Source organism: Pontibacterium sp., from assembly GCF_964228735.1.
Taxonomy (GTDB): domain Bacteria; phylum Pseudomonadota; class Gammaproteobacteria; order Pseudomonadales; family Balneatricaceae; genus Pontibacterium.
Map to the genome: position 1 here is coordinate 17,568 of NZ_CAXRBQ010000158.1, position 14,479 is coordinate 32,046.

Annotated in this window: 16 protein-coding genes; 3 read left to right on the forward strand and 13 right to left on the reverse strand. The window is 54.4% G+C overall.

Features of this window, described 5'->3' with window-relative positions; translation table 11 throughout:
* Window positions 1-13 precede the first annotated feature (13 nt).
* The 8 genes from nusB to ACEQ15_RS17385 all read right to left on the reverse strand — a co-directional run bounded on the left by nusB (window position 14) and on the right by ACEQ15_RS17385 (window position 6,444).
* Window positions 14-496, reverse strand: a complete 483-nt coding sequence (gene nusB / locus ACEQ15_RS17350) for a transcription antitermination factor NusB (protein ID WP_370280511.1) — start codon at window positions 494-496, stop codon at window positions 14-16.
* Between the two features lie 6 nt (window positions 497-502).
* On the reverse strand, window positions 503-976 hold the full coding sequence (gene ribE / locus ACEQ15_RS17355) for a 6,7-dimethyl-8-ribityllumazine synthase (protein ID WP_370280513.1): 474 nt from the start codon (window positions 974-976) through the stop codon (window positions 503-505).
* 14 nt (window positions 977-990) lie between these two features.
* Window positions 991-2,106 (reverse strand): bifunctional 3,4-dihydroxy-2-butanone-4-phosphate synthase/GTP cyclohydrolase II, encoded by a 1,116-nt coding sequence (gene ribBA / locus ACEQ15_RS17360; protein ID WP_370280514.1) that lies wholly within the window; start codon window positions 2,104-2,106, stop codon window positions 991-993.
* 10 nt (window positions 2,107-2,116) lie between these two features.
* Complete coding sequence (locus ACEQ15_RS17365) at window positions 2,117-2,803, reverse strand: riboflavin synthase (protein ID WP_370280516.1); 687 nt, start codon at window positions 2,801-2,803, stop codon at window positions 2,117-2,119.
* Window positions 2,803-3,948 (reverse strand): bifunctional diaminohydroxyphosphoribosylaminopyrimidine deaminase/5-amino-6-(5-phosphoribosylamino)uracil reductase RibD, encoded by a 1,146-nt coding sequence (ribD, locus tag ACEQ15_RS17370; RefSeq protein ID WP_370280517.1) that lies wholly within the window; start codon window positions 3,946-3,948, stop codon window positions 2,803-2,805. Before ribD ends, ACEQ15_RS17365 begins: the two co-directional genes overlap by 1 nt.
* A complete protein-coding gene (nrdR, locus tag ACEQ15_RS17375) occupies window positions 3,945-4,421 on the reverse strand; it encodes a transcriptional regulator NrdR (protein WP_370280518.1) in 477 nt (158 codons plus the stop codon). The genes ribD and nrdR overlap by 4 nt, the downstream gene beginning before the upstream one ends.
* A gap of 120 nt (window positions 4,422-4,541) precedes the next feature.
* Window positions 4,542-5,798 (reverse strand): serine hydroxymethyltransferase, encoded by a 1,257-nt coding sequence (glyA, locus tag ACEQ15_RS17380; protein ID WP_370280519.1) that lies wholly within the window; start codon window positions 5,796-5,798, stop codon window positions 4,542-4,544.
* 232 nt (window positions 5,799-6,030) lie between these two features.
* A complete protein-coding gene (locus ACEQ15_RS17385) occupies window positions 6,031-6,444 on the reverse strand; it encodes an Hsp20 family protein (protein ID WP_370280520.1) in 414 nt (137 codons plus the stop codon).
* 167 nt (window positions 6,445-6,611) lie between these two features.
* Here ACEQ15_RS17385 and ettA point away from each other — a divergent pair, with 167 nt between their 5' ends.
* Window positions 6,612-8,276: an energy-dependent translational throttle protein EttA gene (gene ettA, locus ACEQ15_RS17390; protein WP_370280521.1), complete on the forward strand. Its 1,665-nt coding sequence runs from the start codon at window positions 6,612-6,614 to the stop codon at window positions 8,274-8,276.
* 137 nt (window positions 8,277-8,413) lie between these two features.
* Here ettA and ACEQ15_RS17395 read toward each other — a convergent pair whose 3' ends face one another.
* A complete protein-coding gene (locus ACEQ15_RS17395; protein ID WP_370280522.1) occupies window positions 8,414-8,641 on the reverse strand; it encodes a hypothetical protein in 228 nt (75 codons plus the stop codon).
* 180 nt (window positions 8,642-8,821) lie between these two features.
* Window positions 8,822-9,061 carry a hypothetical protein gene (locus ACEQ15_RS17400; RefSeq protein WP_370280523.1) on the reverse strand — a complete coding sequence of 80 codons (240 nt, stop codon included), beginning with the start codon at window positions 9,059-9,061 and terminating at the stop codon, window positions 8,822-8,824.
* A 188-nt stretch (window positions 9,062-9,249) separates the two neighbouring features.
* Here ACEQ15_RS17400 and ACEQ15_RS17405 point away from each other — a divergent pair, with 188 nt between their 5' ends.
* On the forward strand, window positions 9,250-9,657 hold the full coding sequence (locus ACEQ15_RS17405; RefSeq protein ID WP_370299030.1) for a PilZ domain-containing protein: 408 nt from the start codon (window positions 9,250-9,252) through the stop codon (window positions 9,655-9,657).
* 26 nt (window positions 9,658-9,683) lie between these two features.
* Here the strand turns inward: ACEQ15_RS17405 and radA are convergent, their stop codons facing one another.
* A complete protein-coding gene (gene radA / locus ACEQ15_RS17410) occupies window positions 9,684-11,063 on the reverse strand; it encodes a DNA repair protein RadA (RefSeq protein ID WP_370280525.1) in 1,380 nt (459 codons plus the stop codon).
* A gap of 157 nt (window positions 11,064-11,220) precedes the next feature.
* On the opposite strand from radA, the gene ACEQ15_RS17415 reads away from it, so the two are divergent.
* Complete coding sequence (locus tag ACEQ15_RS17415) at window positions 11,221-12,495, forward strand: O-acetylhomoserine aminocarboxypropyltransferase/cysteine synthase family protein (RefSeq protein WP_370280526.1); 1,275 nt, start codon at window positions 11,221-11,223, stop codon at window positions 12,493-12,495.
* Here the strand turns inward: ACEQ15_RS17415 and can are convergent, their stop codons facing one another.
* Window positions 12,496-13,236 (reverse strand): carbonate dehydratase, encoded by a 741-nt coding sequence (gene can / locus ACEQ15_RS17420; protein WP_370280527.1) that lies wholly within the window; start codon window positions 13,234-13,236, stop codon window positions 12,496-12,498.
* Between the two features lie 107 nt (window positions 13,237-13,343).
* Window positions 13,344-14,411, reverse strand: a complete 1,068-nt coding sequence (gene hemE, locus ACEQ15_RS17425) for a uroporphyrinogen decarboxylase (protein WP_282352745.1) — start codon at window positions 14,409-14,411, stop codon at window positions 13,344-13,346.
* Window positions 14,412-14,479: the final 68 nt, after the last annotated feature.

The following is a 14,479-nucleotide window of genomic DNA, read 5'->3' on the forward strand; positions in this document are numbered from 1 at the left end:
CGCGAACCCTTACTTATCGGGAAGACCGGGCTTTCACCTCAGCCATACGTACACGCTGTGCCAGCTTGTCCAGCACGCCGTTTACGTAACGGTGACTTTCGGTTGCACCGAAGATCTTCGCCAGCTCAACACTCTCGTTGATCGCTACACGGTAAGGCACTTCCAGACGGTGGATCAGCTCGTACGAACCGATGCGCAGTACCGCCAGCTCAACCGGATCCAGATCGTCCAGTTCACGGTCCAGGAACGGCTTGAACTGTTCGTCCAGCTCACTCTTACGGCTGGCAACACCGGTCAGCAGTTCTGAGAACAGGCGCTTGTCGGTGTTACGCATCTCCGCTTCGTTGTCCACACGGAACTGAGCGTCGATCTCGTTGACCGGTTGCCCGGCCATCTGCCACTGGTACAGCGCCTGCAGGGCAAAACTACGTGCCGCACGACGCTGTTCAGTCAGGGATACTTTTTTCTTTGGTTTAGGCGCAGTGTTGTCGCTCATCTGCACTCAGACCTCAAGTTTACGCAGCAGGCTAACCATCTCCAGTGCGGAGAGGGCAGCTTCTTCGCCTTTGTTACCCATCTTGGTACCGGAACGCTCAACCGCCTGTTCGATGCTGTTTACAGTCAGGATGCCATTCGCAACCGGCAGGCTGTATTCCAGAGATACCTGTGCCACACCTTTGGACGCTTCACCGGACACGTACTCAAAGTGTGGCGTACCACCACGAATAACCGCACCCAGTGCGATGATCGCATCGGCATCGCCCTGCGCAGCAACTTTTTTCACTGCCAGAGGGATCTCAAACGCACCCGGTACGCGGATTACGCGAATGTTGTCTTCATCTACACCGTGACGCTTCAGGGTGTCCATTGCGCCTTCCAGCAGGCTCTCAACTACGAATGCGTTGAAACGGCCAACTACGATCGCGTACTTGCCGTTGCCGCTGATAAAATCGCCTTCAAACGTTTTCACTGCCATGATTCTTATCCAGCTTACTCTTCACAAGGGATGTATTCTTCAATCTCCAGATCAAAACCGGAGATCGCATTAAACTTCATCGGGGAGCTGAGCAGGCGCATTTTGCGCACGCCCAGATCACGCAGGATCTGAGAACCCGTACCCACCGTCAGGTAGGCACCAGAGGAGCTCACATCCACTTTCGATTTCTTCTTACCGACCAGCACGCCTTCCAGCGCTTCACCCAGATCGATTCGCGTACCGGTGTCCAGCAGCAGCACAACGCCGTTGCCCTCTTCGGCAACACGCTGCAGCGCTTTACGCACCGTCCATTTGCGCTCATCACCCTGCGCAGCACCCACGACATCACGCATCACTTCGTTACGGATGTGTACACGGACCATGGTTGGATTCTCCGGTTCCACGTCTCCCAGCGTCAGTGCCAGGTGGGTACAATCCTGAATCTCATCACGGTAGGTGATGTAGTTGAAATCGCCAAACTCAGTTGGCAATACACCTTCACTCTCGCGCGTAACCGTGTGTTCGTTGGTGGTGCGGTAGTGAATCAGATCCGCGATAGTGCCGATCTTCAGATTGTGCTTTTCCGCAAACTTTTCCAGATCTGGTCGACGCGCCATGGTGCCGTCTTCGTTCATGATCTCAACGATCACGGACGCTGGGGTCAGGCCTGCCAGACGGGACAGGTCGCAACCTGCTTCCGTGTGACCGGCACGGCTCAGAACACCACCTGGCTGTGCCATCAGCGGGAAGATGTGCCCCGGCTGAACAATATCTTCCGGCTGCACACTGTCTTTTACCGCCACACGCACGGTGTGCGCACGGTCAGCCGCGGAAATACCCGTAGTTACACCCGTTGCCGCTTCGATGGACAGGGTGAAGTTGGTGGAGAACTGTGCGCCGTTGCTCTGAACCATCAGAGGTAATTTCAGCTTTTCACAGTGCTCACGGGTCAGTGTCAGACAGATCAGACCACGCGCGTGGGTTGCCATGAAGTTGATATCGTCCGGGCGCACCATTTCGGCCGCGATCACCAGATCACCTTCATTCTCACGATCTTCGTCGTCCATCAGGATAACCATTTTGCCCTGACGGATATCGTCGATAATTTCCTGAGTTGTATTCAGTTTCATTGCTCTAGTCTCATCCGCCTCTGCGGTTTGTAAATCCGAATTCTGCCAACTTATCCAGTGTCAGGCCGCCACTGCTTTCCTGGGACTCTTCCTCAGGTTCTGCGCTGCGGTAGCCCAGCATACGTTCCAGGTAGCGAGCAATAATGTCCACTTCCAGGTGCACCTGCCGACCCGGTACGTAGTGATCGATAATGGTTTCCTGCACGGTGTGCGGGACAATGTTCAGCTCGAACAGGTCGCCGTTCACTGCGTTTACGGTCAGGCTGGTGCCGTCCACGGTGATTGAACCCTTACCTGCAATATAACGCCCCAACGCTGCTGGTGCTTTGATAGTAAAACGCACCGAACGGGCATCGTCGCGGCGATCGACCACTTCACCCAGGCCGTCCACGTGGCCGGTCACAATGTGGCCACCCAGTCGGCTGGTTGGCATCAACGCCTTTTCCAGGTTCACCTTCTCGCCTACGGCCAGCGATGGAAAGCGGGTATGGGTCAGGGTTTCACGGGATACATCAGCCCAGAAACCGTCACTCGGCAGATCGATTGCGGTCAGGCAGACACCGTTCACGGCAATACTGTCACCCAGTTTCACATCCGCCAGCTCCAGATCACCGGTACGGATATAAAGCTGAAGGTCGCCCTGCTGCTCTTCCACAGCGGCGATCGTACCTACAGCTTCAACAATTCCAGTAAACATTAATTACTCTCGTTACTCTCAGCCAACACCGGGCGCAAGGTTAGTTTCAGATCATCGCCCAGCATCCGGCTGTCCAGCAGTTGCATGCGAATCTGCTGCGCCATCTGTGTATAAGGTAGTTCATACATCGGTCGGGCATCGGAACCCATCAGGGTCATCGCCTGATAGACCACCAGCTCATCGACCACTCCGGCACTGATAAATGCGCCGGCCAACGTTGCACCGGTTTCCACCAACAACTCGTTACACTGTTCTGCACTTGCCAGATATCGCAGCAGCTTTGTAACGGATACACGCCCATTTTCAGCGTCGAAGCGAATCACTTCAGCACCTGCAGTTTCCAGCTGCGCCGTTCTCTCCGCATCATCACTCAGGGTGGCAATCAGCGTACGTCCTGGTTGCGTCAGGATTTTAGCCTGCAGCGGCATACGGAGTTGACTGTCCATCACCACACGCAGTGGCTGTTTCTCGGTCACCAGTGCCGCGTTGTCCAATTGCAGCTCTTGTTCGCGTACCGTCAGCGACGAATCGTCGTGCAGGATGGAATCCACACCGGTCACGATGACGGAGCTCTGCGCACGTAAGCGCTGTACATCACTGCGTGCAGCAGGTCCGGTGATCCACTGGGACTCACCGCTCTGCATGGCTGTACGACCGTCCAGGCTGCTGGCGGTTTTGACACGCACATAGGGCAAGCCCTGCTCCATGCGTTTGATAAAACCCGGATTCAGCAGCTTGGCTTCGGCTTCCAGCAAACCATGGGAGGCGTCGATTCCGGCATCCTGCAAAATACGGATACCACGCCCGGCCACCCGTGGGTTCGGATCAACCATTGCTGATACAACCCGTGCAACGCCTGCGCCTTTTAACGCCTCTGCACACGGCGGTGTCTTGCCGAAGTGGCTGCACGGTTCCAGGGTGACGTACGCCGTCGCGCCACGGGCCTGATCTCCAGCCATGCGCAAGGCATTCACTTCGGCGTGCCCTTCTCCGGCCCGCACGTGATAGCCCTCACCCACCAGCTCGTCATCACGTACGATGACACAACCTACACGCGGATTAGGTTGGGTGGTGTAACGCCCCTGATCAGCGAGCTGAATCGCCCGTGCCATCCAGCGGCGGTCAGCTACGGAAAATGTGCTCACCCTTTATCCCCTGCCACGTCCTGATCAGCAGACAGGCGATCGATCTCTTCTTTAAACTCGTTAATGTCCTGGAAGCTGCGATACACGGACGCAAAACGTACGTACGCCACCTCATCCAGCTTGCGCAGCTCAGACATCACCTCCTCACCCACCTGACGCGATGGCAGCTCACGCTCACCGGTTGCACGTAAACGGTGCTTGATCCGGTTGATGGACGCTTCAAACTCTTCCATGGAAACGGGACGTTTTTCCAGCGCGCGGTGAATACCGGCGCGAAGCTTGTCTTCATCAAATGGCTGGCGGGAGCCGTCGGCCTTGATCAGGCGCGGCATCAGCAGTTCGGCGGCTTCGTAGGTGGTAAATCGCTCGTGACAGTGGGTGCATTCGCGACGACGGCGGACCTGCTGGCCTTCAGCAACCAGACGGGAATCCACAACCTTGGTTTCGTTCGCAGCACAAAATGGACAATGCATGGCCGTTTCCTGTCAAAAAAGAGCGAAAGAGCAGACAACAAAAGCGATAAAACGGTTATCTACCCACAAATAAAAAGGGCGACCTATTGGCCGCCCCCGGATTGTACAGGCTTTCCGGTATTACTTGTAGACCGGGTAACGTGCACACAGGTCTTTCACCTGCTCTTTAACCTTGGCGATAGTCTCTTCGTTGTTGATATCTTCCAGGACATCGCAGATCCAGTTCGTCAGCTGAACAGACTCTTCCTCTTTGAAACCACGACGAGTGATTGCAGGGGAGCCGATACGCAGGCCGGAAGTCACAAACGGAGAACGTGGGTCGTTTGGTACGGAGTTCTTGTTCACGGTGATGTTGGCACGGCCCAGGGCTGCGTCAGCATCTTTACCAGTGATATCCTTGTCGATCAGGTCAACCAGGAACAGGTGATCGTCGGTACCGCCGGATACAATGTTGATACCACGCGCGATGAAGGTTTCAGCCATCGCCTGTGCGTTCTTAACAACCTGTGCCTGGTACGCTTTCCACTCATCTTCCAGTGCTTCTTTGAAGCACACAGCTTTCGCCGCGATGATGTGCATCAGCGGGCCGCCCTGAGATTCAGGGAATACAGCGAAGTTCAGTTTCTTCTGCAGATCTTCGTCAGCGTTAGCAGACACGATCAGACCACCACGTGGGCCGCCCAGTGTTTTGTGGGTAGTGGTGGTTACAACATCCGCGAATGGCAGTGGGCTTGGGTATACGCCTGCAGCAATCAGACCCGCGATGTGCGCCATGTCTACAAACAGGTATGCGCCTACTTTATCCGCGATGTCACGGAAACACTGCCAGTCAACCACACGGGAGTAAGCTGAGAAGCCCGCTACGATCATTTTAGGCTTGTGCTCTTCAGCCAGACGCTCAACTTCCGCGTAATCGATCTCACCGGTTTCCGGGTTCAGACCGTACTGTACCGCGTTGTAGATACGACCGGAGAAAGACACGCTTGCACCGTGGGTCAGGTGACCACCGTGTGCCAGGCTCATACCCAGAACAGTGTCGCCCGGCTGGCACAGCGCCATGTAAACAGCGGCGTTTGCCTGAGAACCGGAATGTGGCTGTACGTTTGCGTAGGTCGCACCGAACAGTTCACATGCACGGTCGATAGCCAGCTGTTCAACTACGTCAACGTACTCACAACCACCGTAGTAACGCTTGTTCGGGTAACCTTCAGCGTATTTGTTAGTCAGTACGGAACCCTGCGCTTCCATTACGCGTGGGCTGGTGTAGTTTTCGGAAGCGATAAGCTCGATGTGCTCTTCCTGACGTGTAGCCTCTGACTGCATTGCAGCGTACAGGTCAGCATCAAAATCAGCGATCGACATATCTTTGCTAAACATGGTGTGGCGGTCCCCTAAGGTAGGTATAGAAGTGTCCAGGTTGGGGCGACTGTGCAGTTGTCGGCTACCGGCTTGACCGGGTCAACCTGATACAGCTTTTTAGAAAACGCGCATTATACCTGAATGCGACATTTGCATCACTTGAAACGACCTCAAAAATTCTTCAGTGGGATTCATATACAAAAAGCCCCACAACGGGTGCAGGGCTTTAAGCAACAGAAACGATTTAGGGTTATTCAATACGGATATGGGTGCTTTCAGGTGGCTGCTGTTCCAGCTTTGGCAGGTCCAGTGACAACACGCCGTTCTCAAAGCTTGCCTTGATTGAAGCTGGATCAATGTCACGTCCCACAGACATGGAGCGACTGTAGCGCCCTACATGACGTTCACGCCGAATCACCTTGCCTTCCTTCTCTTCCGACTCCTCCTTGTGGGTTTCCGCAGTCACGCTTAAGACACCATTATTCAGCGTTACCTTGATGTCGTCCTTTTCCACACCCGGCAGGTCCGCTTTGATGTGATACCCCTTGCTGTCTTCCTTCACATCAATGGCAGGCATCATCTCGCCGCTACCACGACGCCCGCGGAAAAAATCACCGAAAAACGCATCATCAAACAGGCTGTTAAAAGGAGCCAGTTCTTTCATCTGAGGTTCCTCCGAACTATCTGGTTATTAATTGACCACTTCTGTTATGAGCATAGTTCGCAAGGAAAATCGTGCCATCGGCATATTTGACCGGTATCAAGTTGGCGTTTAATAGCCGCAATCGTTTAAAATTCCCGCATCTTGATTCACTGACAGGTTCTGAGCGAATGGCACAGTACGTTTATTCCATGAATCGCGTTGGCAAAATTGTTCCGCCAAAACGCGAAATCCTTAAAGACATCTCCCTCTCTTTCTTCCCGGGCGCCAAGATCGGTGTACTGGGTCTGAACGGCGCGGGTAAATCCACCCTGCTGCGTATCATGGCGGGTGTTGATCAGGAGTACATCGGTGAAGCACGCCCGATGCCAGGCATCAACGTGGGTTACCTGGAACAGGAACCCAAGCTGGACGAATCCAAAACCGTTCGCGAGGTGGTTGAAGAAGCGGTTGCTGATGTAAAAGAAGCGCTGGCAGGCCTGGATGCAGTGTACGCTGCATACGCTGAGCCGGACGCAGACTTCGATGAGCTGGCCAAGAAACAGGCACACTTCGAAAACCTGATTCAGGCAAAAGACGGTCACAACCTGGACACTGCGCTGGAGCGCGCTGCGGATGCAATGCGTCTGCCGGCATGGGATGCGAAAATTGAGCACCTCTCTGGTGGTGAGCGCCGCCGTGTTGCCCTGTGCCGCCTGCTGCTGGACAAACCAGACATGCTGCTGCTGGACGAGCCTACCAACCACCTGGATGCTGAATCCGTAGCCTGGATCGAGCGCTTCCTGCAGGAATACCCGGGCACCGTGGTAGCAATTACCCACGACCGTTACTTCCTGGACAACGCTGCCGGCTGGATTCTGGAACTGGACCGTGGCCGCGGTATCCCGTACGAAGGCAACTATTCTTCCTGGTTGGAACAGAAAGAGAAACGTCTGGAGATGGAAGCTAAGCAGGAAGCGGCACACCGCAAGTCCGTAGCTTCCGAGTTGGAATGGGTTAAGCAGGGCCAGAAAGGCCGTCAATCCAAGTCCAAAGCGCGTCTGAAGCAGTTCGAAGAGATGCAGTCCAAGGAGTTCCAGACCCGCAACGAAACCCAGGAGATCTATATTCCACCGGGCCCACGTCTGGGCGAGAAAGTGATCGAAGCGAAAGGTATTTCTAAAGCATTCGGCGACAAGGTCCTGTTCGAAGACCTGAGCTTCTCCATCCCGCAGGGTGCGATCGTGGGTATCATCGGTGGTAACGGTGCAGGTAAATCTACACTGTTCAAGATGATCTCCGGTGAAGAAACTCCGGATACCGGTTCTATCGAACTGGGTTCCACCGTACAGCTGGCGTACGTGAACCAGAGCCGCGAACTGGACGGTAGCAAGACCGTATTCGAAGAGATCTCTGACGGTCAGGACAACATCGTGGTGGGTAACTACACCACCTCCTCCCGCGCGTACTGCGGTCGCTTCAACTTCAAGGGCGGCGACCAGCAGAAGTTTGTTAAAGACCTGTCCGGTGGTGAGCGCAACCGTCTGCACATGGCGAAGCTGCTGAAAGAGGGCGGCAACGTCCTGCTGCTTGACGAACCGACCAACGATCTGGACGTAGAAACCCTGCGTGCACTTGAGGAAGCGCTGCTGGCGTTTCCGGGCTGTGCGGTAGTGATCTCGCACGACCGTTGGTTCCTGGACCGTATCTGTACCCACATGCTGGCGTACGAAGGCGACTCCAAAGTTGAGTTCTTCGAAGGTAACTACACCGAGTTCCAGGAAGACTACAAACGTCGTCACGGCAAAGAGCACCAGCCTGAGCGTATCAAGTACAAGCGTATGGCGGATCGTTAATCGATCTTAACATCGCAAAGGGCGCACTTCGATGCGCCCTTTTTTGTGCTCAGATTCGCGCTCCAAACAATACTCTCTGCAGAACATCATTTTTCTTATCAGTAGCAAGACTGACTGATTCTTTAGAGCAACTTCATTTAGCGACGGAACCGGTACAACTCAGGATCATAAACGTCATCCGGTTTATAAAGAGGAATACCTTCCCCCTCATGCCCCTCATACAGCTCTTTGCTATCGAGGTAATGGGTAGCCAATTGCATATATGGCGTAGTATTTGAGCGCCACTCTTCAGAAAAAACCGTAGCTTCGGAACAGAAAACAGCTAAAGAAAATGCTGACAAAAATAGAGATATTCTGGCTTTCATATCTATGCCTCAAGTGCGTGAGGTTTTGAAGGGTCTGCTCTTATGTATTCAGCCTAGGTATTCATTCTGAAACCAACCTGAAAGCATCGATACGCAACAAACAGAGCCGCAGCCTATGGCCAGAATAGTAAAAGCCGCATTGACGAATGCGGCCTTTCCAAGGTGGAACCAGTATTCTTACTAGTTGCCAAAATAAAGCTCTGGATTGTAAGTACTGCCGTTTAGACGAATCTGCTCATCAAATGCAGCCTGATCCAGCTCAACAATTTCATTGCTAATAAATTGAGTTGCTGACTGAAACTGGATGCCTTCACCAAAGCTGATTTCCTTATCATTGGTTGGGGTAATTGCGTTCGCAGCAACAGCAGAACCGGAAGCCAGAACCAGACCAAGTGCGATAGCGGAAGTTAGAGTTTTCATGATGTTGTCCTCGGGTGTCGTTGAATGTGATTCTCATAATAGGGACGCTCCCTGAAACGAGCCTGAAACACCCGAATTCACCATATACCAATTCGATCTAATACACGTTGAGTCTTATATATGGCAATTTTGATCATTGGCAGATTCTCAGTGGCCAGGTTTCCTTCGGGGGAAAATATGGTGCTAATATGATGACACCCAAGAACAAGAAGGAGCAGGTTGTGACTGCAAGCGATGTATCAGGCGACCGTCGACGCTTTACCCGTATCCATTTCGATGCACAGACGGAGATCTGCCACGCAGGTCAGCAGCAGTCGGTGCAGTTGATGGATATCTCATTCAACGGATTGCTGATCCAGTGCGAGACACCTCTGGCGATCCAGCAGGGCACTGAGATAGAAGCGCGCATCCATATTGGCGACAACATTCTGCATATCCCTGCCGTACTGACCCACCACCGCAATAACTTCTACGGTTTCCATATTGAACGCCTGGATATCGACTGTGCAACCCACCTGCACCGCTTGGTTGAGCTCAATCTGGGCGATGAGACGCTGCTGAAGCGTGAACTTGAACACCTGATGCCCAACCTATAACAGCGCAGCCTCTTAACACTTGCCCGTCAGATGGCGTCCAGCGCCTCTGACAGGCAGGTCACGCCCACGACCTCCATACCATCGATCCGCTCTTTCGGCATATTGGACTTCGGCACAATGGCACGACGGAAACCGTGCTTCGCCGCTTCGCGGATACGCTCCTGACCGTTGGGTACCGGCCGGATCTCGCCGGACAGCCCCACTTCACCAAAGGCCATCAGATCCTGTGGCAATGCGCTATCGCGGAAGCTGGAAACAACTGCCAGTAACAGTGCCAGGTCAGCGCCGGTCTCAAGCACCTTCACGCCACCCACCACGTTTACAAACACGTCCTGATCGCCGGTCATCAATCCGCCGTGACGGTTCAGCACCGCCAGTAGCATCGCCAGCCGGTTCTGCTCCAGACCTACCGCAACACGCCGTGGGTTGTTCATGTGGGATTCGTCCACCAGTGCCTGGATCTCCACCAGCAGCGGCCGGGTACCTTCCCACACCACCATCACCACACTGCCGGGGCTCGGGGTTTCAGATTGCTGCAGGAAGATAGAGCTCGGATTACGCACCTCTTTCAGGCCATTCTCCAGCATCGCAAAGACACCGAGCTCGTTCACCGCACCAAAGCGGTTCTTGTGGGAACGCAGGGTGCGGAAACGCGAATCAGACGAGCCCTCCAGTTGCAGGGAACAGTCAATCATATGTTCCAGCACCTTAGGGCCGGCAAGAGAGCCATCCTTGGTTACATGGCCCACCAGGAACAGCACGGTACCGGTCTGCTTAGCGTACCGGGTCAGATAGGCCGCCCCCTCACGCACCTGAGACACCGAACCCGGAGCCGAACTGACATCCGCTACATGCATCACCTGAATGGAGTCGATCACCATTATCTTGGGCTTCACCTGATCGGCAGTGGCACAGATCTGCTCAACGGAGGTTTCCGACAGCATCTTCAGCTGATCGGTTGGCAGGCCCAGCCGGTTGGCACGCAACGCCACCTGCTGCAGGGATTCCTCACCGGTCACATAGAGCGCGGGCATTTTGGCGGCCAAGTGACACACTGTCTGCAATAGCAGGGTACTTTTACCGGCACCCGGGTGACCACCAATCAGGATCGCCGAGCCTGGCACAAGGCCACCACCCAGTACACGGTCCAGCTCCACCGATGCGGTAGAGAAACGCGGCATCTCTTCCAGGTTCACCTCAGAGAGACTGACCACCTTCTTCTGTGCCCCAGCCCCACCGGCATACCCGTCAAAACGAGCATTGCGGGACGCACTGGCACTGCTGGCACTCGCCAAGCGGACTTCCGTCAAGGTATTCCATGCCTGACAGGCGGTACACTGCCCCTGCCATTTGCTGTAATCCGCGCCGCAATCGTTACATACGTATGCCGTTTTTTGTCGGGCCATGCCGCTCTCCGCTCAGGTGATTAAGCTGGTCATTCTACAAATCCGGGACTTCGGCTGAAAGTCTTCTTTATTTCTGGATTGCAGTCACTACAATCGATAAACCGAATAACTATATAACGACAATCCGATCCCGAGATCGGAACTGAGGATAGAAGCGATGAAACTGGAAACTATTGCCGTACACGGTGGTTACGAACCGGACCCAACCACCAAAGCCGTGGCCGTGCCTGTCTATCAGACCACCTCTTACGCATTTGATGATGCTCAGCACGGTGCAGACCTTTTTGACCTGAAGGTTCAGGGCAACATCTACACCCGCATCATGAACCCAACCACGGACGTGCTGGAAAAGCGTGTTGCAGAGATGGAAGGCGGTGTTGCCGCACTGGCAGTAGCCTCTGGTATGGCAGCCATCACCTACACCATCCAGACCATTGCGGAGGTGGGTGACAACATCGTTTCCACTTCAGAGCTGTACGGCGGTACCTACAACCTGTTCGCGCACACACTGCCGCGTCAGGGTATCGAAGTGCGTTTCGCCAACAAGGACGACTTCGCCGAGATCGAAAACCAGATCAACGAAAAAACTAAAGCGCTGTACTGTGAATCCGTAGGTAACCCATCCGGCGGTATCGCAGACATCGAAAAGCTGGCTGAGATCGCTCACCGCAACGGTATCCCGTTGGTTGTCGATAACACCGTACCAAGCCCTGCTATGTGGCGTCCGATCGAACACGGTGCCGACATCGTTGTACACGCAGCCACAAAATACATTGGTGGTCACGGCAACTCCATCGGTGGTGTGATCGTGGATTCCGGTAAATTCCCATGGGCTGACAACGCCGAGCGTTTCCCACTGTTGAACACCCCGGATGTGTCCTACCACGGCGTGGTGTACACCGAAGCCTTTGGTCCTGCTGCCTTTATCGGTCGCTGCCGTGTGGTACCACTGCGTAATATGGGTGCGGCGCTGTCACCAATGAACGCCTTCCTGCTGATCCAGGGCATCGAAACCCTGTCCCTGCGTATGGAACGCATCAACGAGAACACGCAGAAGATCGCGCAGTTCCTGGCACAGCACGACGCAGTGAGCTGGGTGAAATATGCAGGTCTGGAGACCCACAAGGATTACGCGCTGGCGCAGAAATACATGAACGGCAATGCATCCGGCATTCTGAGCTTTGGTCTGAAAGCAGGCCGTGAAGCGACCCGTCAGTTCTACGATGCGCTGCAGATCTTCACCCGTCTGGTGAACATCGGTGACTGTAAGTCCCTGGCATCGATCCCGGCTGAAACCACCCACCGTCAGCTGAATGACGAAGAGCTGGCTTCTGCCGGTGTATCACCTGAGATGGTGCGCCTGTCGATCGGCATCGAGCACATCGATGATCTGATGGCCGACCTGGATCAGGCGCTGGCAGCGGTTAAGTAATCAGCGGAACAGCTGGTTCAACTTACCCCATAGGGAACGGGCGCTTTTAGCGTCCGTTTCTTCATCTGCATCTTTCTTCATCATATCGCCCAGCAACTCGATCTTGCGCAGCGCGACACGGTACTGCTCTTCCACCTCAGCGGCACTGCTGACACTGAATTCCAGGTCGTTCACCAAACCGTCGTTCAGGCCGTACACCCAACCGTTGACGCTGAGCTCCTGGCCACTAGCCCAGGCTTCCTGCACAATCGTGGTTTCACAGACATTCAGGGCCTGCTCAATTACGTTCAGCTCACACAAACGATCCAGGTGCTCCTTCGGTGAATCCGACCATGCGGACAGCAGATCCTTATGCTTGTTGTAGACGTTACGGATGTTACGCAGCCAGTTATCGATCATGCCGTGCGGCGTAGGATCGATGGATGCCTGCACACCACCACAACCGTAGTGGCCAACAACCATAATGTGCTTCACCTTCAATACCTGCACCGCATACTGAACTACCGACAGGCAGTTCATATCGGTGTGAACCACGACGTTTGCCACGTTACGGTGTACAAACAGTTCACCCGGCAGCATGCCTACGATTTCATTTGCAGGTACACGGCTGTCGGAACAACCGATCCAGAGGTACTCCGGAGCCTGCTGCTGCGCCAGCGTTTCAAAAAATTGCGGGTCATTCTGGCTGATCTTCTCAGCCCATTCGCGGTTACTTTCAAGTAAAGACGTGAGAGGTTTCATAGGCTTATTACTTTAACTCTATCCAGATTAAGGGGCTTGGTACGCCCAGGCGGTATGCTCCGCCTTCAAAAAAGGGACTAAAAAGTCCCTTTAATTTCTGTTGTTATTTACGCCTGGTGATACTTGGCGCTCAGCTCGTGAACCGCGTCCACGAACACTTTTGGTGCCGCCGGATCCACGAACTGGTGGATACCGTGACCCAGGTTAAATACGTGACCGCTGCCGCTGCCGTAGGAGGCCAGGATTGTCTCAACCTCTTCGCGGATGCGTGCTTCCGGTGCGTACAGTACGCTTGGATCCATGTTGCCCTGCAGGGCTACACGGTCACCCACGCGGGCACGTGCATTGCCGATGTCGGTGGTCCAGTCCAGACCCAGTGCATCCGCACCGGCATCAGCAATGTGCTCCAGCCACTGACCACCGTTCTTGGTGAACAGGATCACCGGTACTTTGCGACCATCGTGTTCACGGATCAGACCGGATACGATCTGTTCCATGTACTTGAGGGAGAACTCACGGTACATCGGACCGCTCAGCGCACCACCCCAGGTATCAAAGATCTGCACCGCCTGCGCACCACAACGGATCTGCTCGTTCAGGTAGTCAGTCACAGACTGTGCCAGCTTGTTCAGCAGCTCGTGCAAGATCTCAGGCGTTGCATACATCATCTGTTTGATGTGACGGAAGTCCTTACTGGAACCACCTTCAACCATGTAGGTCGCCAGGGTCCAAGGGCTGCCGGAGAAACCGATCAGTGGTACACGACCGTTAAGCTCTCGGCGGATGGTCTTAACCGCACCCATCACGTAGTCCAGATCGCTCGCCGCGTTCGGTACCGGCAGATCAGCCACATCCTGCTCGGTACGGATGATCTTCTTGAAACGCGGACCTTCGCCGGTTTCAAAGTACAGGCCCAGACCCATCGCATCAGGAATGGTCAGAATATCGGAAAACAGAATCGCTGCGTCCAGCTCGTAACGCTCCAGTGGCTGGATGGTTACTTCGCACGCCAGTTCGTTGTTTTTACACAGGCTCAGGAAGTCACCTGCCTGGGCACGGGTTGCGCGGTACTCAGGTAGATAACGTCCGGCCTGACGCATCATCCAAACCGGGGTTACGTCTACTGGCTCACCCAGCAGCGCTCGCAGAAAACGATCGTTTTTCAATTCAGCCATTTTTTCAGCCATACCAACAGTTAAGTAATTCGATTGCGCCTATTCTACTCAGTTCGCGCGGGAATTGC